This is a genomic window from Alphaproteobacteria bacterium (assembly GCA_035625915.1).
Taxonomy (GTDB): Bacteria; Pseudomonadota; Alphaproteobacteria; order JACZXZ01; family JACZXZ01; genus DATDHA01.
Genome location: DASPOR010000205.1, coordinates 26492 through 44118, shown reverse-complemented (window position 1 = coordinate 44118; position 17627 = coordinate 26492). Strand labels below are relative to the sequence as shown.

At 63.9% G+C, this 17627-nt stretch carries 16 protein-coding genes; 4 read left to right on the top strand and 12 right to left on the bottom strand.

Annotated features, from left to right (window positions below; all coding sequences use genetic code 11):
- Positions 1–23: 23 nt before the first annotated feature.
- The 6 genes from cofH to VEJ16_16505 form a co-directional block, all read right to left on the bottom strand.
- Complete coding sequence (cofH, locus tag VEJ16_16530) at positions 24–2462, bottom strand: 5-amino-6-(D-ribitylamino)uracil--L-tyrosine 4-hydroxyphenyl transferase CofH (GenBank protein ID HYB11270.1); 2439 nt, start codon at positions 2460–2462, stop codon at positions 24–26.
- Between the two features lies 1 nt (position 2463).
- A complete protein-coding gene (cofC, locus tag VEJ16_16525) occupies positions 2464–3195 on the bottom strand; it encodes a 2-phospho-L-lactate guanylyltransferase (GenBank protein HYB11269.1) in 732 nt (243 codons plus the stop codon).
- On the bottom strand, positions 3192–4220 hold the full coding sequence (gene cofD / locus VEJ16_16520; GenBank protein HYB11268.1) for a 2-phospho-L-lactate transferase: 1029 nt from the start codon (positions 4218–4220) through the stop codon (positions 3192–3194). The genes cofC and cofD overlap by 4 nt, the downstream gene beginning before the upstream one ends.
- A gap of 37 nt (positions 4221–4257) precedes the next feature.
- On the bottom strand, positions 4258–5031 hold the full coding sequence (cofE, locus tag VEJ16_16515; GenBank protein ID HYB11267.1) for a coenzyme F420-0:L-glutamate ligase: 774 nt from the start codon (positions 5029–5031) through the stop codon (positions 4258–4260).
- A gap of 111 nt (positions 5032–5142) precedes the next feature.
- Complete coding sequence (gene npdG / locus VEJ16_16510; protein ID HYB11266.1) at positions 5143–5820, bottom strand: NADPH-dependent F420 reductase; 678 nt, start codon at positions 5818–5820, stop codon at positions 5143–5145.
- Positions 5821–5919: 99 nt separating this feature from the next.
- The gene (locus tag VEJ16_16505) at positions 5920–6696 is read right to left on the bottom strand and encodes a 5-oxoprolinase subunit PxpA (GenBank protein HYB11265.1); all 777 of its coding nucleotides are present in this window, start codon (positions 6694–6696) and stop codon (positions 5920–5922) included.
- A gap of 214 nt (positions 6697–6910) precedes the next feature.
- Between VEJ16_16505 and pxpB the strand changes: the two genes are divergently transcribed.
- From pxpB to VEJ16_16490, 3 genes are read left to right on the top strand one after another with little or no spacing between them, the layout of a single operon-like run.
- A complete protein-coding gene (gene pxpB / locus VEJ16_16500; GenBank protein ID HYB11264.1) occupies positions 6911–7633 on the top strand; it encodes a 5-oxoprolinase subunit PxpB in 723 nt (240 codons plus the stop codon).
- Entirely contained in the window at positions 7630–8664 is a 1035-nt protein-coding gene (locus VEJ16_16495) for a biotin-dependent carboxyltransferase family protein (protein ID HYB11263.1), read from the top strand. Before pxpB ends, VEJ16_16495 begins: the two co-directional genes overlap by 4 nt.
- 59 nt (positions 8665–8723) lie before the next feature.
- Positions 8724–9518 (top strand): GntR family transcriptional regulator, encoded by a 795-nt coding sequence (locus VEJ16_16490; protein HYB11262.1) that lies wholly within the window; start codon positions 8724–8726, stop codon positions 9516–9518.
- Between the two features lie 81 nt (positions 9519–9599).
- On the opposite strand, the gene VEJ16_16485 is transcribed toward VEJ16_16490, so the two are convergent.
- From VEJ16_16485 to VEJ16_16460, 6 genes are all read right to left on the bottom strand, one after another.
- Positions 9600–10250, bottom strand: coding sequence for a nitroreductase family protein (locus tag VEJ16_16485; GenBank protein HYB11261.1), 651 nt, complete (start codon positions 10248–10250; stop codon positions 9600–9602).
- A 151-nt stretch (positions 10251–10401) separates the two neighbouring features.
- Entirely contained in the window at positions 10402–11256 is an 855-nt protein-coding gene (locus tag VEJ16_16480) for a DUF2272 domain-containing protein (GenBank protein HYB11260.1), read from the bottom strand.
- Positions 11257–11265: 9 nt separating this feature from the next.
- Positions 11266–12495 (bottom strand): FAD-dependent oxidoreductase, encoded by a 1230-nt coding sequence (locus VEJ16_16475; protein ID HYB11259.1) that lies wholly within the window; start codon positions 12493–12495, stop codon positions 11266–11268.
- A gap of 70 nt (positions 12496–12565) precedes the next feature.
- Positions 12566–13378, bottom strand: coding sequence for an IclR family transcriptional regulator (locus VEJ16_16470; protein ID HYB11258.1), 813 nt, complete (start codon positions 13376–13378; stop codon positions 12566–12568).
- A 114-nt stretch (positions 13379–13492) separates the two neighbouring features.
- Positions 13493–14827, bottom strand: coding sequence for an aromatic ring-hydroxylating dioxygenase subunit alpha (locus tag VEJ16_16465; protein HYB11257.1), 1335 nt, complete (start codon positions 14825–14827; stop codon positions 13493–13495).
- Positions 14824–16629, bottom strand: a complete 1806-nt coding sequence (locus tag VEJ16_16460; protein ID HYB11256.1) for a cobalamin-dependent protein — start codon at positions 16627–16629, stop codon at positions 14824–14826. Before VEJ16_16460 ends, VEJ16_16465 begins: the two co-directional genes overlap by 4 nt.
- Before the next feature lie 103 nt (positions 16630–16732).
- Between VEJ16_16460 and VEJ16_16455 the strand changes: the two genes are divergently transcribed.
- Positions 16733–17596 carry a phytanoyl-CoA dioxygenase family protein gene (locus tag VEJ16_16455; protein ID HYB11255.1) on the top strand — a complete coding sequence of 288 codons (864 nt, stop codon included), beginning with the start codon at positions 16733–16735 and terminating at the stop codon, positions 17594–17596.
- The last annotated feature ends 31 nt before the right edge of the window (positions 17597–17627 follow it).

Below are 17627 nucleotides of genomic sequence, written 5' to 3'. Positions count from 1 at the left end.
TGCGGGCGGTCGAAGGTGAAGGTTTATCCCGTCGGTTGAACGCGGTCGTAGCGCCGTGCCGGGGTGTTGACGATTTCCGCGAGCGGGGCCGCGGCAAAGGATGTGCACCGACGCTCTGCCGTCGCCTTCCCATAGAGGGTCGTGCGCTGGACAGGCACACGGCCGAGCCGCAGGATCGCCGCTTCCATGGACGCGGGCGACATTTCCTGGCCGTGCACCGCACCTGCCGCACGGGTGATCGTTTCGTTCATGAGAGTGCCGCCGAGATCGTTGGCGCCGGCTTTGAGGCACGCCTCCACCCCGCGCGGCCCCATCTTGACCCAGGACGCCTGAATGTTCGGCACATGGGGATTTAGGGCGAGCCTGGCCACGGCATGCATCAGCACGGCCTCGCGGAAGCTCGGCCCCCGCCGCGCGCGCCCTTTGAGATAGATCGGCGCTTCCATGTGCACGAACGGCAGGGGTACGAACTCGGTGAATCCGCCCGTGCGTGCCTGAAGCTCGCGCACCCTGAGGAGATGCCGCGCCCAATGCTCGTAGCGCTCGACATGGCCGAACATGACGGTCGCCGTGCTGCGCAGACCGATGCCGTGGGCGGCTTCCATGACTTCCAGCCATTGGGCGGTATCGATCTTGTCGGGGCAGATCGTCCTTCGTACTTCGTCGTCGAGGATCTCGGCGGCCGTACCGGGCAGGGTGTCGAGCCCCGCATCGCTAAGCTCGGCAAGAAAATCGGAGACGGTCATGCCGAGCGTGCGGGCGCCCTGCCAGACCTCGAGGGCGGTGAAGGCGTGCACGTGGATATCCGGGGCCGCCCTTTTGACCGCGCGGCAAATATCGAGATAGGTCGCACCCGTGTATTCGGGATGAATGCCGCCCTGCATGCAGACCTCGCTCGCCCCGCGCGCCCATGCCTCGCGCGTGCGCCGCTCGATCTCCTCGAGTGCGAGGTCATACGGCCGGCCGCGCAGGTTCTCGCTCAGCTTGCCCTTCGAGAAGGCGCAGAATTGACAGCGGAAATAACAGACGTTCGTGTAGTTGATGTTCCGATTGACGACGTAGCTTACGCGATCGCCATTGACGTTCGCACGAAGCTCGTCGGCGGCAGCGCAGACCGCACCGAATTCGGCACCGCGCACCCTGAAAAGGCGCGTTATCTCTTGCTCTGAAAGCGCCTCGCCGCGCTCCGCCTGGGCCAGTGTCCTCATGAGGCCGTGCTCGATCGTCGCAGGCTTGGACGCTGCGATGAGCGCCATGTCTTTTTCGGGAACACGCTCGTCCGCACCCGGCGACCAAGGCCCCACGCGCGCGAACCCCTCGCCGTCGATGTTGCGCAAGACGGAAGCCGCGAGCCCTTGATCGACCCAGTGCTGCGGCGCTCGCGCATAGTCCGGATAAATCGCAAGCCGCTCGACGAGCTCCTTGCCCGCCTCGTTCGTCGCGCGCTCGAGTGCCTCGAGATGCGGCCAGGGCGCCTCGGGATTGACGTGATCGGGCGTTACCGGCGAGACCCCACCCCAGTCGTTGATGCCTGCGGCAATCAGCGGTTCGAGCGCGCCTGGCCTCAAATTGGGTGGGGCCTGGATGTTCATGGCCGCTCCAAGCACGAGGCGGGCGATCGCGATCGTCCAAAGATGCTCGTCGAGGCTCGCATCTTCGGCATCGGCCATGATCGTGTCGGGCTTGGCGCGGAAGTTCTGGACGATCACTTCTTGAATATGGCCGTGGCGTTCGTGGGCGGCGCGCAACGCCAAAAGGGATTCAATGCGCTCCCGGCGCGTCTCGCCGATGCCGATCAGGAGTCCCGATGTAAAGGGTACGGCATATTCGCCGGCGAGGCGGATCGTCTCCAGCCTCAAGGCGGGATGCTTGTCGGGCGAGCCGAAATGCGGCCCGCCTCGCGCGCTAAGGCGTTCAGCGCTGCTTTCCAGCATGAGGCCCTGGGACACCGAGACGGCCCGAAGGGCCACGATGTCGTCGGCGGTAAGGACCCCTGGATTGACGTGGGGCAGAAGCCCGGTTTCCTCGAAGACGAGCTTCGCCGTGGCGGTGAGGTAGGCAATCGTGCTGGGATGGCCGAGTGCCTCGAGTTCCTCGCGTGCGATGGCGTAGCGAAGTTCCGGCTTGTCGCCGAGGGTGAAGAGCGCTTCCTTGCACCCGGCGGTCGCACCGGCCCTTGCGACGGCGAGCACTTCCTTCTGCGTCATGTAGGCACGTTCCCCCCGGCGCGGCGGATGCGCAAACGTGCAATAGTGGCAAACGTCGCGACAGAGCTGGGTGAGGGGAATGAATACCTTGCGGGAGTAACTGACGTTTCGGCCGTGGCCGGCGTCGCGAAGGGCTGCCGCGGCGCGCATTAGGGCCGAAAGGTCCTCACACCCCGCAAGCGAGAGCGACTCCGCCTCGCTCAATCGGCCGCCGTCCATTGCCTTCCGAAGGAGGCTCGGCACTGGCTCTGACATTCTAACCGTTCCCTTCGCGCGGCTGGAGCGCGCCGCGACTGGCGTTTTCGTCAGGCGACATCGATAGCGCGTGGCGCAAGCGCGCGAGCGCCCCGCTTGCCTCCAGGCAGCGATAGCTCCGTGTCGCCGACGGCCGAGCGATGAATCGCGCGAGGTCTCCAGGCCGGTCGACATCGAGCCCGAGGTTGGGGAGCCGCAGAACATGCGGCTCGATGCCACGTTTCAACGCTACTTCCTGATGGCGAAAGAAGCTTTGCGGACCGAAGCAGGGTGGAATTGCATCGGGTGGTGCGAGTGCAATTCCATTCGTACCCATGTCCGCGAATGCGGGTGCGAGTGTCACCGACGGCCCTTTCGAAATGCCGGCGAGGATACTGGCGATATCCTCCGCACTCACGAGCGGCACGTCGGCGGGGATCGCAATCATACCCGCGGCCCCTTGGGCCGCGAGCGTCTTCGCCGCAAGTGCGATCGCCCCGTTCGGTCCCTCATGTCGCAAATCCGCGATGACTCGCAGCCCGTAGCCACGCGCCAGGGCCGCAAGCGCTGCATCGCGCGTCACGACGAGGCCGCCCGCGAGGTTCGGCGCGCGAACGAGTGCGTCGAGCACGTCCTCGAACATGGCGCGTGCGAAGCCTTGGCGCTCTGCGGCACTCAACACACCGGCGAGCCGCCGCTTTGCCTGCGCCAGATCCTTGGCCGGAACCACGGCCCAAATGCCGGGAACGCTCATGCGCCACCTCTTCCCGCGCGCTGGCGCCCTGTGGGTCGCCTTCTGTTGCCGGAATTCCTGAGCCGTGCGGCAAACGAGATGAGGTGCTGCGCCAACGCCATGCGGTCATCGAGAGATTTCATGAGAGTATGCGTCACCTCGACGGGGAGCGCCAGATCGCGACTTTCCGCCACATCGGTCTCGTCGACCACGAGGCCGTCGATCAAGCCCTCATAATGCCGGGCGATGGCGGATTGCGTTCGCGGCACGCCGAGTTCGGCCATGATCTTGGCGGCCGGCCCCTTCACCGCCTGCCCGGCGACGATCGGCGACACTGCGACGACGGGTGCCGCACAAGTGGCGAGCGCATCGCGAACGCCCGGCAGGGCCAGGATCGGATCGACGCTCAAATAGGGATTCGAGGGGCAGATCACCACCATCGCAAGATCGGGTGCGCCGAGCATCGCCATCAAGGCAGGATTGGGTGCTGCCTGGGCAGCACCCTCGTAGATGAAGCCTCGCGCAATGGGTGCGCAGCGCAGTTGGACGAAGTAGCGCTGGAATTCCAGTACCCCTTCGTCGGTGCGGACGAGCGTGCGCACGGGATCGTCGCTCATGGGAAGAAGTGCCGTGTTGAGCCCAAGGCGAGATGCGAAATCGCGCGTTACCTCCGTCAGCGTCTCACCCGCCCGGAGCCTGCGTGTGCGCTCGACATGGATTGCAAGATCCCCATCGCCCAGCATGAACCACGACTCGCCGCCAAGTGTGCTGAGCGCCTCCATGAACGTCCAGGTCTCGTTCGCACGGCCCCAACCCGTCTCGGGATTGTTCAACCCGGCAAGCGTATAGAGGACGGTATCGAGATCGGGCGAAACGTGAAGGCCGAGATGCTCGAAATCGTCCCCGGTGTTCGCGACGATCGCGAGGCTTTCCGGCGGCAATATGCGATGGAGCCCGAGCGCCAATTTGGCCCCGCCAACGCCGCCGCAAAGTGCAAGCACCTTGCCGGACGTATCGGGGAAGACGTCTTTCGGCCCTTTATTCACGACAACTACTCACGACATCGAGGCCCCTTGTTGCCGTTCAACGAAAAAGATCGAGTTCCTTGGGTCGAACGAGCTCGCGCGCCGCGATGGCGCGCCGCGCGCCCCAATCGAGACCGCGCACGAGGACCGCCGGCCGGCCTTCCGCCGCCTGTCCCATCAAGAGCGAGGCCGCCGACGCGACCTCGTCCGCCAAGGCGATTTGCGTCACCCGCATCCGCCGTCCGAAAAGATCCGGCTCGCCCACCATGTCGACGATCGCAGGAAGCCCCGCAGCACCGAGTGCCACGCCGACGACGCCATTGCGCCACGCGCGCCCGAAGCTGTCGTTGATCACGACCCCGATCTCGACGCCAAAATGCGCATCGAGGCGGTTCTTCATCACAGAACAGGACCCGTCGGGGTCCTTAGGCAGGAGCAACACCCGATCCCTCCCGCCGGGATGCTCGATATTGGATTGATCGACGCCGGCGTTCGCCATGACGAAGCCGAGCCGATGAGCGACGATCAGCACCTCGCCTCGATGGCGGACGACTTCGGTCGACTCCGAGAGAATCACTTCGACCAGGCGCGGATCCTTCTTCACCGCCGAAGCAAGCTCGACCGCACGCGGGGAGGGGGCCACGTCGGCGAGGTCGACATAGCGGTTCTCCGCCTTCGATACGATCTTCTGCGCGATCACCAACACGTCCCGATCATGCAGGCAATACCCTCCACCTTCGATCGCCCCAATCAGTATGGCGCCGAGATCGTCACCCGGCTCAACGAGCGGAATGTCCGAGAGTGCAGAGAGGGTGACCGTGCTCGTGGCCATCGAGACGTGCGGCCGCTAGCGTTGGACCGGATAGGGCTCGATCGCCCCAACCCACGGCGTGCAAACACTCGGCCGGCTGCAGGATAGGATTCGAGCCGAGCCGGTCATGATCTAGCCCGCCGAGGCGACGAGGTCGCCGGTTATCCGAATGCCAGCACCGTCGACCTTGTAGCGCCGATTGATTCCGATAAGGATCGAGGTGAGTGCTTCGGCCGCGACCGCGTTCGCAAGCGGTCCCGCGTCGATGCCGCGGAGGCCGGCCGCACCGGCAAGGGCGATGACCGATTCGCGGGCAGCGCGATCGTTGGAACAAACCAGCACATCGCAATCGATGCTCTGCGGCGACTGAAGTTTGTGTCCCGCCACGTTCTGGAAGGCCGCGACGACATGGACACCGTCACCGAGCAAGGCTTGTGCAGCGCGCGCGGCCGATCCTTCTGGCGGAAGCTGAACCGTCGCGACTTTGGGCGGAACGAGGGGAACCGTGGCATCGACCACGATCTTTCCCGCGACCGCATCGCGGATTTCCCGCAAGATCGTCTCATGATTTGCATAAGGGACGGTGACGACGACGATTTCGCCCGCCTTCGCCGCCGAGACATTGTCCATGCCGCGGACGGAAGCCGTACCTGGGCTCACGCGAATCGCCTTTGCCGCCGCATCCGCCTTCTCGGCGGAACGGGAGCCCAGGATCACCGGATATCCGGCTGCACTCCAGCGCATCGCAAGCCCGGTGCCGAGCGTCCCCGTACCGCCGATGATCGACAAAATCGGACGTTTTCCATTCATCGTGCCGCCTCCTTTCCCGCGCATCCCTTATGAAGGCGACGGCACGCCGCCCGAGCGGCGGAGGTCAACCCTAGTGTGGCAGATTTCGGATTCGCCACACTAAGTAAGTCTCATCTCCGTGAGCGGAATGACCCGCACGCCCGCGGCCTCGAGGCCCTTGCGCACGGCGCGCGCCGCCTCGACCGCACTCGGCTCGTCCCCGTGCACGCAGAGTGTGTCGATTTTGCGCGGCAGGCGTTTGCCGTTGCGCGACACGATTTCGTCGTTGAGCACCATTTGAACGACCCGATTCTTTATTTCTTCTGCGTCGTGCAGCACCGCACCCGCGATCTTCCGCGAGGTAAGATTGCCGTCGTCGTCATAGAGCCGGTCGCAGAACCCCTCGCGCGCGAGGCGAAGCCCGAGTTTAACGGCAGCCGCCTCCATTTGCGAACCCGCGAGGGCCACGTAGATGATGGCCGGGTCGACCGTCTTGATGGCGCGCCCGATCGCGAGCGAGATTTCCAGGTTCTCCGCGGCCATGTTGTTGAGTGCACCGTGCGCTTTGAGATGCGTGACCTTGGTGCCGGCGTAGGCGGCCAAGCCCTGGAGTGCGCCGATTTGGTAGGCGACCATGTATTCGAGGTCGCGAACGGACATGTCGATGCGCCGACGACCGAAACCCCAGAGGTCGTTGAAGCCCGGATGGGCGCCGACACTCACGCCCTTCGCCTTGGCCTGGGTCACCAGATGGTGCATGGTGTTGGGGTCGCCCGCGTGGAAGCCGCAGGCAATGCTGGCGGAGCCGATGATGTCGAGAAGGGCATCGTCGTTCCCGATCTTGTAGGCGCCGAAGCCTTCGCCCATGTCCGCGTTCAGATTGACTTCTTTGGCCATCGCTCGATCCTTCCTCGCCGCTTCGTTGGGCTGCCCGGCCTCGCTGACCGCCGCCCATCGCTCACATGGGTCGGTGGAGCGGGCGCTGGTTTTTTTCCGCCCCATGTGGTACCAACATTGAGACGATAATAAGATAGGCCTTCTTGGCGAATCAACTGGTTCGTCGGTCGCCAAGGCCGCTCGGCCAGGGCCTTGCGGGATCGGGTGCAGGACGTTGACGGTCAAGTTTCTGCCTTCCGGCGATAGCGCCATCGTCGTCGAGTTCGGCTCGCAAATCGACCGCGGCGTCAGCGAGCGGGTCCTGCGCCTGAGCATGCGGATACGCACCTCAGGCCTCACCGGCGTGATCGAGACAGTCCCGACATTTCGCTCGCTCATGGTCCATTACGACCCCTTGCAAACGAGTTCCGCAACACTGGTCGACGCAATCGGCACCCTTCTCGATGCGGCGGGGCGGCTCGAGCAGCGCCAGCGGCTCTGGCGGGTCCCGGTCTGCTACGAAGGCGATTACGCCCCCGATCTCGCCACCGTCGCCGAGCGGACGAATCTCACGACGGCGGAAGTCGTCGAGCTTCATTCGCGTACTCAATACCACGTTTACATGATCGGCTTCTTGCCGGGATTTCCCTATATGGGCGACTTGCCCGAGCGTCTCGCGTTGCCACGGCAGGTCGATCCGCGCTTGCGCGTGCCGGCGGGCTCGGTCGCCATCGCGATGGCGATGACCGCCATCTATCCGATCGAAAGCCCGGGCGGCTGGCATCTCATCGGGACGACGCCGATCGTCATGTTCGACCTCGCCTCGACCCGACCCGCACTCTTTGCACCCGGCGATGCCGTCAAGTTCGATCCGATCGGCGAGGACGACTATGCGGCGATCCGTGCCGCCGTGGCAGATGGGCGATATGAGGTCCCGCACGAGAGGATGGTTGCGTGAACGCCTCGCTCAGCGTCGTCGCACCCGGCCTTTACACCACGATCCAGGACCTTGGCCGGTTCGGTTACCAGGATGTCGGTGTGCCGGTTTCGGGTGCGCTCGACGCGCTCAGTCTTCGCGCCGCCAATCGCCTCGCGGGCAATCCGGAAAATACGGCGGCCCTCGAAATTCTCTATCAGTCTCCCGTGCTCGAAGTGCGCGCCGACTCCGTTCGCGTCGGCCTTGCCGGCGGGGATGCCGAACTCGAGCTGGTCGGCGAGCGCCCCCGGCAGCTTGGCGGATGGCGCAGCCTTTCGCTTCGGCAGGGTGAGGTCTTCCGGGCAACGCAGCTCGGCGATTCCGCGTGTTGCTACTTGGCGGTCGAGGGCGGATTCGCGGTCGAGCCATGCCTAGGCAGTGCCTCGAGCTACGTGCGTGGCGGCTTCGGCGGCTTCAATGGTCGTCCTTTGCGCCAAGGCGATCTGCTAGCACTCCACCGGGAGCGTGTCGAGGATCGCGGCGAAATCCGCATCCCGCATCCTCCACCGCACGAGCGCGACCGACCGGTCAGGATCGTGCTCGGTCCACAGGAAGATCACTTCACGGACGAGGCCATCGAATGCCTGGTCGGCGCCGAATATCGCGTATCCAAGAATGCCGACCGCATGGGCATGCGACTCGACGGGCCTCTCCTCCAGCATCGCGACGGATACAACATCGTGTCCGATGGCATTGCGACGGGCGCCATCCAGGTGCCGGGATCGGGCCAGCCGATACTTCTCCTGGCGGACCATCAGACGACCGGCGGCTATCCCAAGATCGCGACCGTCGTGTCGGCCGATCTTGCGGCCGTCGGCCGCCGCCGGACGGGCGACACGATGCGATTTTCAATCGTCGACGTCGCGACGGCGGAGCGGCTTCGCCGCGATCAGGAGGCGGAATTTCAAGCGCTCATGTCGACGGTGGCGCCGGCAGCAGCGGCGACCGGGCTCGATCTCGATGTGCTCTACCGCACCAACCTGATCAGCGGCGCGGTATCGGGCCATGAGTAAAGAATGAACATGCGCCGATCGATTGGGTGCAAACGAAAACCAGATAAAGGCGATCGAAAATGGGTCCATGGGCAAAGACATTCCGATTGAGCCGGGTGCCGCTTTACATCCAGCTTGCGACGACGCTGCGCCGTCGCATCGAGGAAGGGCATTGGACGCCCGGCGCTCAGATTTCCACGCTCGAGGAGCTACAGGAAGAATTCGAGGTCGCGCGCGTGACGGCGCGACAGGCTGTCGATCTCCTGCAAAAGGAGGGTTGGGTCCGCCGTCAGCAAGGCAAGGGAACCTTTGTCGCCGAGGGGGCTGGCGATCGCCGCTGGCTCAAGCTCAACACCACCTGGTCCTCGTTGATCGAAACCATCAAAGGGAACGTTCCCAAGTTCCTTCCCGTGAGCTTGCCGGTACGACCGCCCAAGCTCAATTTCGGCGACGGTGTGCCTGCCAAGGACTACGTGTACATGCGCAGCTTACAGTCGCGCCACAGGCATCCCTATTCGCTGGTCAGCCTCCATATTGCCGAGGATGTCTTCAAACAGGACCCCTATGGGTTCCGCACCCGCACCGCCCTTCCCATCGTCGCGTCATTGCCAAACATCCAGATCGCTCGGGCGCGCCAGACCCTTGTCATTGGAACCGCGGACCCGGAAACGGCCCGGCTTCTCGAAGTGCCGCTGAACGCGCCGACGGCGGAGGCTCATTGCGTCGTGACCAACCGCAAAGGGGTCGCCATTTATGTGGCCGACATCATCTATCGCGGGGATTGCATATCGATCGAAACCGATTTGCTCGAACCCTCGCAACTCGTGGCATCGTCCGACGAAGGAACCGCCGATCCGTCGCTGAAAATCCCGTAAAAGCGAAGCTGCGAGAGCGTGAGCCGATCCCATCGGACCGGATCGCGATATCGCACCGCGAGGTATCGACGGGAACCGCATTCATTCGGGCACCCGCCCGCCGCCCGCCGTCCAGATCACGTCATCGAGGCGCTTTCGCGTGACCGGCTTGCCCCCATCCGCCGGCCAACCCAAGGTGACGAGGGCCTGGGGCTCCCATCCCGGTGGCAGTGCCAGTGCTTCCGCGACCGTCGATTGGCAGAAGAGCGGGGCGCACATCCAGCACGCACCGAGACCCTCGGCATGGGATGCCAGCAGGAGGTTCTGTGCGGCCATCGCCGTACTTTGCACGGCCATCAAATATTCGGCCTTCCGGCGCCGCTCATCGGGATAGCGGTCCATGTCAACCATGTCGAGCGCTATCACGATCACAACGGGCGCATCGGTAATTCGCCGATAGGAACGCGCCACGTCCTGCTCGACCGCCGCCGCCGCGTCGCCATCGCGACCGCGGTCGGCGCGTAATCGCTCGCCCATGGCGCGGGCGAGACGGTCCTTCTGCTCGAAACCCTCGAGTACCGCAAATCGCCAGGGTTGGCGATTGTGGCCGGACGGCGCCCAGCAGCCGGCGCTCAGGATCCTGCGAATCATGTCGGCCGCAACCGGTGTCGCGTCATAGCGACGGATGGAACGCCGGCCCGCAACGAGCTCATGCCAGATCGCCGCGCGAGGGGAAATTTCAACCGCCATCATAAACTCATCCTCCTGCACGGGACCCGCGCCACCCGATCAATATATCGATTCCAGCGTGCGCTTCGGACTGGAAGTTCCCAAATGTGGCCGCCGCCAAAAATCATGGGAACTTCATGCCCACCGAACGAGATGCCGCGTCGTGACTCCCGACTCACTTGTCCGCTTCCGGCTCGGCCTCGGCGTCATAGAGAACCTCGATCACGACGAACCAATGGTAGCGCTGGTCGAGGACCGCGCCGTCGGGTGTCGCCAGCGTTCCACTCGAAGTCACGGGGACGTGAACCATGGTCACGGCGTCATTGACGTTGCCGCCAAGCGTGCCCAGCGTCTCGCGATCGACCGCGACGACCATGGCGCAGTGTCCCGGCCAGAAATCGGCGGTCGGAAGGTCGCTCAAGCGAAGCTTCCTCGCCCAAAGACGCCCGCGGCAGATCAAGTCGCCGCGTTTTGGCGCATAGGCTTCGGGCGACCAGGCGCGCAGGATGGGCGAGCGGTGCGCCGCGGCGGCGTTGACGTAGGTCGAATGATTTGGCGAGTAGGGAAAGCGGGAGCCAGCCCCGGCGATGCGCATCACGTAGGAGATGAACGCCGCCGACCACGCGTATTCGCCGTCCTCCAGATAGGGAAAGACCCGGCCATTCTGGTCGTGCTTGCCGGTCCACCCCACTTCCGGGATGCCGGGGTCCTGCCCAATCCACCAATATTCGCCGACGCGCTCCCAAAGGCCGGGCCAGCGCTCGGGCTTTTGCTCCGGTGGTGGATTCGGCCGCGCGTCGGGTGGGGCATCGTCGACGGGCTCGCCGAAGAGCCGCCATTCGCGCATCGCGATCGCCACCGTATCTTCTCGATTGAAAGGCTCGAAGGGCTTCTCGGCGAAATCCGGCACGTGAGCCGGCGCACAAGCGCCGAGGGCGAGCGGCAACGCAAGTGCGGCGAGCTTTCTCGTGTGGCGAATCCGAAATTCGCCACGGCTGAGTGCGGGATCGTGAGCGAATTTCGGATTCAAGGCCACACACTAGCCACTGATTCTTTCCGCTTCCGGGCTTTGCACATGCTCGGGCCGGAAACCCATGCCGACGAAGCGGCCGGGGATCCGCTGCAAGACCGGGAAGCGGGCCGCGAGCCGTAGGAAGAGTGGGGGTGCGATGGCCACCTTGCGCTCGAAGATGCGGCTGACGACGCGATCCTGGATCGCCAACTGGACCCGCTGGGTGATCCGCGTGGGCAGCATGCGTCTTTCCTGGATGCGGCGCAGGAGATCGCCGACCGGGCGGCCTCGCCGGAGCGGTGCGGCAAGCACGTTGGCGGCAGCCACCGCGTCCTGGATCGCGAGATTGATCCCGACGCCGCCGATTGGCGACATCGCATGGGCCGCATCGCCGATGCAAAGAAGACCGGCGCGATACCATCGGCGCAAGCGGTCCACGCGAACGGTGAGCAACTGGATCTTCGCCCAGTCGTCGAGTGCCTCGACACGGTCATCGACAAAGGGTGCGAGTGCCGCGACCTCGTTGCGAAACGCCGGCAGGCCTTTCGCGTGTATTCCCTCGATCGTGCCCTTCGGAATGACGAAGCCGCATTGCCACGAATCGCCGCGATTGATCATGATGAAGATCCGCCCTGCATCGAAGCGGCCCATGGTTTCATCCGGATCGCCGGGGCGGTGCGGGATGCCGAACCAGAGCACGTCCATGGGAGCGCCGAGATCGAGTGTTTCGAGTCCGGCCTCCTTTCGCACGGTCGAGTGCCGGCCATCTGCACCGACAACGAGGTCCGCACGAATCGTAACCTCACCCTCCGGCGTCGTCGCCCGTACACCAACAACGCCGCCGGACTCCTCGATCAAGCCCGTCACATTCCAGCACATGCGCAGTGAAAACGACGGATAGCGCTTTCCTTGCTCGGCGATGAAGTCGAGAAAGTCCCATTGGGGGATGAATGCCACGAACTTGCAGCGGGTCGGCAGATGGGAAAATTCGGCAAAGGTGAATTCGGCGCCGCCGACCTGAGCGCCGAGCGAAAATGCCTTCTGGTGCGGCAGTTTCAGGAATTCATCCAAAATCCCCAACTCGGCCATGATCTCGAGGGTCGAAGGGTGGATCGTATCGCCGCGGAAGTCGCGGAGAAAATCGGCATGCTTCTCGAGAACGAGTACTTCGACGCCGGCGCGGGCCAAAAGATAAGCAAGCATCATTCCGGCGGGACCGCCGCCAGCAATGCAGCACTGCACCGCGATCGCTTCCATGCCTACCGTCCCTTGCGATTGAATGGCGTCGATAGCGCGCCAAATCGAGACCCACGATAACCCCCAAACTTCACGAGGCGCTAGATGGGCGATTTTTCGAATATCCCATCAGGCGGGAAATCTCGTCGGCCGCGTTGGCAACCTCATTCGCCAAGGCTTCGACGCGCGGCTGCGCACGTGCGACGGGCGCTCCGATCACGAGGCCCGCAAGAAGATTGCCCGTCCTGTCGAAAACAGGTGCAGCGATACCGGCAACCCCCTCGATCGTTTCCTCGAACGAGACAGCCCGACGCTCGCGGCACACGGCGTCCACGATCCGGCGAAGTTCCGCCTTGGACTTCGTCGTTCTGGACGTGAGGGGGATGAGCTTGGTATGCGCGACGTAGCGGTCCCGAAACACCTTCGGCTGAAACGCGAGCAGGACTCGGCCGACGGCCGACGCATAAAGCGGCTCTCGCGAGCCGACCTCGGCGATGAAGCGCAAGGCGCTCTTGCTCTCGGCCTTATAGATATAGACTGCAGCGGCGCCGTCGGGGGCAAGCTCCGCCAGCAATGCACTTTCACCCGTCGCGTCGGCGAGCGCATCGACAACGGGAATGGCGATGTCGGGAAAGGATCTGAGTGCGACGATCGAGGACGCCAATTTGACCGCCTCCGGGCCAATCGCATATCGCCCGTCGCGATGAAGCACGAAGCCGCTCTCGGTCAGCGCGCGCAGCAAGGCAAGGAGGCTGCTCTTGGGCGTGCCGCTCGTTGCACTGAGGCGGGAAAGCGTCGTCCCCTCGGGCTCTCCGGCCAGAAGGCAGAGGAGTCTCGGGATTCGGGTCGCCGCACGAGGCGCGGGCTGTCGTCGCGAAAGTCGCGTGCGTTCCGCAGTCGTCATTGAACGCGACGCCAGAGCCGTCGCGGAAGGGGAGCGGGAACGCCGAGACTCCGTCGGTACGGCCGGCATCGGATCACGGGCCTGTGGATCACGGCCCTGTCGACCTGCCGCGATCTAAATATGTGTCGCAAGAGAACCGCGTCCCGCACCTTGCGCGATTGCGGGAGTCGTGGGGATCGCGAGCCGCTCGTCGAGATAGGCGGCCATGCGCTCGATGTACCAGTCGAGGAATTTCTCGACCTGGTTTTCGTTCGGCGAGAAAGGGCCGGGCTCATAGCCCGCACTTCGCACGCCGGCCCCGGACCAGGCGACGAACGTGGCGTCCTGCTCGTTCGTCTTGCGCCAAACGCGGGTCAGGTTGTCGAGATCGTAGTCTTTGCCCTCGACCGCGTCCTTGTGGACGAACCAGCTCGTGCGCACCAGGGTTCGCTCGGGTGCGAGCGGGAAGACCGAGAAGATGACCGCATGATCGCTCAAGAAGTGATTCCAGGAGTTGGGCTGCGTGTGGAGCGAAAGGGCGCCGAGACGCGGGACAGAAAACCCGCCAACGAGCCGCTTGGACGCGATCGCCGTATCGATCGTGTAGGATTCGCCGCGATTGTCGAGAGCGAGGCGCTCGACCCGGAACGCTGTCGCCCTGTGATCGAGATGCTCGACGAGCTTCCAGGGAAGCCCGAGCTCATTCCAGGTGTCGACGAACTCGCCCTGGATTCGCCTATATCGCTCGTAATACGCCGCTTGGCGCGGCTTCACGTCGCTCGCCGCGTGGGCGAAGAATTGAAAGAACGTCTTCATGAGCTCGGGATGCCTGCTGCAGTGATAGCATTCCCGATTGTTTTCCATGACGGTCTTCCAGTTTCCGTCCTCGATCAGATCGATCTGGTGCGCAAGCCTGCATTGCTCCAGCCGATGGGGCGCCAAATAGGGCTCGACGATGCACGCCATCTCATCGAAATCGGCCGGCGGTTCGTCCGCCAGGCAGACGAAAATCAAGCCGCAAAGATCGCGCAGATGGACGGGTTTGAGGCCTAGGCAATCGCGCTCGATGTCCGGGGCTACGTGCTCGGCCTGGCAGAGCGCGCCGGTCAATTCGTAGGTCCAGTTGTGATAGCGGCAGACCACCTTGCGCAAAGAGCCTCTCGGCTCGGTCAGGATTCGCGCGCCACGATGGCGGCACACATTGTGAAACGCGCGCACCTTCATGTCATCGCCGCGAACGACGATCAGGGAATAGTTCCCCATCTCGATCGTGATGTAGTCCCCCGGCTCGGGCACCTCCGGCGTTGCACCCACATGAATCCAGTGCCGGGCGAAAATGCCCTTCATGTCGAAATCGAGCACGTCGTCGTCGAGGTATAGAGGCGCTTCCAGGCTGTAGCCGCGCCTGCGGCGCGCAACCAGGTTCGCAATTTCGCGCGCCACCGCATTTTCGTTCGTGATGATCCTCATTGGAGAACCTTCGCATCGCCAGGGGACTGCGCCGCAAGCCGCTCCCGGGCCATTTCCTCCATCCGGCCGAGCATCGTCTCGACGTTCCGGCACACGACCGCACCCGCGGCGGAAAGCTCATCGCCGATATCGACGGGCAGGCTCGTGTTGCTTCCATCGGGAATGCGATTGAGCCGGCCGCCCACGAAAATGGGCACCGTCACGCCGAGATCCCCCAAGTGGCACTTCAAATCCGCGACAAAATTCAGCGCGACGCCGTTATAGGACGAGAGTGCCACGAAATCGGCATTTGCGGCCTCGATTTGCCGGGCAAGGTCGTTCGGATCGGTCGAGGTTCCGCCGTCGATGACGGTTACCCCGAGCTTGCCGAGAGCGGCTTCAAGCAGGATTTTGCCGTACTCATGAACATCGGTCGTCGCCACACAGGCGCGGAAGCCCGCATTCCGAATCCTCTGCCGCACACGGTCCTCCATCCCCGCCACGAGGCCGCCTGCCGCCGCCTCCAACTGCTCGATGGAGTAGGACTTGACGACGGGCGTTCGCCCGCGCAACCGGCCCGAGGTCGGCTGGCCCGGCCCGAAGAGTTCCTCGAGCCGCTTCGAGCCGACGCGACGAATCCCGAGCAGCATCTCGAACGGATTGCGGATGTCGATGCCCGCCTCGGCGAATCCTTCGAGCACGTTGGCCTTGAAGCGCTCGCCGCCCTCGACGATTTTTTCCGCGACGACGTCGATTTCGTCGTCTCGATAAAGCTCGTGGAGCGGCTCGTCCAGTTCCACGAGCTTGTTCGCAAAGATATGGACGTCGATCACCTCGTCGATATCGGGAATCCGCTGCGCTTCGGTCACTGGCGTCGGATTGACGGCATGGCCGGCCGGGCGCGATTTCTGCCCATAGATATCGATGCGCAGATAGGTCGCAAGTGCCGCGTAATTCGCCGCGTGGCTCTGGCCGTACATGGTCGTCGCCCCATAGATCATCGTGCCCGGCGTGCGGGTCACCTTGTGGGCGGCGCGCTGAAACGCATGCCGGAGATAGGGCTGCGCGTAGGTGTTGCCGAAGGAATAGCTCGCATGCCCGCCGCACAGCTCGTCCACGATGTATTGCTCGATCAGGATGGCGCCGAGCGAGCAGGCGAGATCCGTGAAAAGGGACGCGAAACCGTCATCCAGATTCGAGTGAACGATCACCTCGACCGGCTGTGCCGCAGTCAATGCGATCGCCTTGAGGGATTCGGCGGTCGTGAAAACATCGTCATCCCAATGGGGCTGGCGAAAGGCGAAATATTGCCCGAGATTGCCGACCGAGGTCGATCCGCAGAGCAATGCCGCGACCGTGTTCTCGAACGCCGCCGGCGTGCCGATCACGAAATCGCCGAAATGCGGGGCCGCGGGCGCCATGCTCGTCATCGCGATCCAATCCTCGACGCTGTCCATGATGAGACCCGTGCCGCGCGGCATGTTCTTCCTCAGGGTGCTCGGATAACCCATGCTCCAGTCGAGACAGATCCCATAGCGGTCGACACGGTAGCCGGCCTTATCGAGCGCCTCCCAGATTTCCGCATAGGCGCGTCGGCTTTTGTCATGGTCGCGAAAGCCGATTTGGGCATGCATCATGATGCGGCCGTCGGCCACGCACCGGCGCTTGTACGCCGCCTCGGACTCGACACTGTATGTCTCGAGAAAGGGCGAGCGGCCGACTCTCACGGTCTCGGCCGTCTTGCGCCCTTCGGCGATCAGCGCCTGGGCGTCCGGCAGCACGACCTCGGGGAAGATTTGCTTGCGATCGAGCCTCGATGCCATTTGGCGCTCCATCCGACCGGCTTTCCTACTATAGTGTCATACGTTAGAGTGTTCAAATATATGGTCGTCGTTCGTATATACGAACGACATGGGACGGCGAACCATGCCGAGGATGCTGTCGCAAAGCCAAGTCGCTGCGTTCGAGCGTGACGGCTTTCTGTCGCCGATCCGTGCGATCTCGGAGGCGCGCGCCCGCTATTATCGCGAGCGACTCGAGGCGTTTGAAGCGAACTATCCCAAGGCGCGCATAAAGCTCGACCAGAAGGCCCACATGATCTGCCCTTGGGTCGACGAGATGATCCGCGAACCGGGAATCCTGGACGCGACGGAGGACCTGATCGGACCTGACATCCTGTGTTGGGGTACCTCGCTTCGCGCGAAGGCGGCGGACGGCAAGGTCTTTGCCGGCTGGCATCAGGACACGGCCTATGCCGACGTGCGGCCCATCGTCGTGATCGTCGCCTTGGCACTTTCCCCATGCCGTGCCGTAAACGGCTGCATTCGCGCGATTCCGGGCTCGCACCGCGGGCCTCTCTTGCCCCACAAGGAAGCGTTCGGAACCGACAGCCTCCTCTCGCGCGAGCAATATATCGACGCCCCCGTCGAAAGTGCCGCCGCGGTCGACTTCGAGCTCGATCCCGGCGAGATCGCCTTGTTCAACAACGCCATCATCCATTCGTCCAAGCCGAACCGCGGTGCCGACCGCCGTATTCTGTTCCTCCTCGAGATGATTCCGACGCGCGCCTATCAGCATTATCCGCGCGAGTCGGCGGTCCTTGTCCGCGGCCGCGACGATTATGGCCACTTCGACGCCGATCCAAGGCCCGAGGTTGAGCTGGGTACGGCCGAGCTTGCGGCGTGGGAGCGCGCTGTCGAAATCCAGGCGAGCGTGCTATTTCGGGGTGCGGCCCGCCCGCCACGCGCGCTCAAGGGTATGACGAGCGGCAAGCCCCCGACGGGCGGCTGAACGGCGTCACGGAATGGTGCTATGCTGATGG

Bases quoted from the DNA above. Each gene is read 5' to 3' on its own strand.
- cofH (HYB11270.1), bottom strand. From the start codon at position 2,462: ATGTCAGAGCCAGTGCCGAGCCTCCTTCGGAAGGCAATGGACGGCGGC.
- cofC (HYB11269.1), bottom strand. From the start codon at position 3,195: ATGAGCGTTCCCGGCATTTGGGCCGTGGTTCCGGCCAAGGATCTGGCG.
- cofE (HYB11267.1), bottom strand. From the start codon at position 5,031: ATGGCCACGAGCACGGTCACCCTCTCTGCACTCTCGGACATTCCGCTC.
- npdG (HYB11266.1), bottom strand. From the start codon at position 5,820: ATGAATGGAAAACGTCCGATTTTGTCGATCATCGGCGGTACGGGGACG.
- VEJ16_16505 (HYB11265.1), bottom strand. From the start codon at position 6,696: ATGGCCAAAGAAGTCAATCTGAACGCGGACATGGGCGAAGGCTTCGGC.
- VEJ16_16490 (HYB11262.1), top strand. From the start codon at position 8,724: ATGGGTCCATGGGCAAAGACATTCCGATTGAGCCGGGTGCCGCTTTAC.
- VEJ16_16485 (HYB11261.1), bottom strand. From the start codon at position 10,250: ATGATGGCGGTTGAAATTTCCCCTCGCGCGGCGATCTGGCATGAGCTC.
- VEJ16_16475 (HYB11259.1), bottom strand. From the start codon at position 12,495: ATGGAAGCGATCGCGGTGCAGTGCTGCATTGCTGGCGGCGGTCCCGCC.
- VEJ16_16470 (HYB11258.1), bottom strand. From the start codon at position 13,378: ATGACGACTGCGGAACGCACGCGACTTTCGCGACGACAGCCCGCGCCT.
- VEJ16_16465 (HYB11257.1), bottom strand. From the start codon at position 14,827: ATGAGGATCATCACGAACGAAAATGCGGTGGCGCGCGAAATTGCGAAC.
- VEJ16_16460 (HYB11256.1), bottom strand. From the start codon at position 16,629: ATGGCATCGAGGCTCGATCGCAAGCAAATCTTCCCCGAGGTCGTGCTG.
- VEJ16_16455 (HYB11255.1), top strand. From the start codon at position 16,733: ATGCCGAGGATGCTGTCGCAAAGCCAAGTCGCTGCGTTCGAGCGTGAC.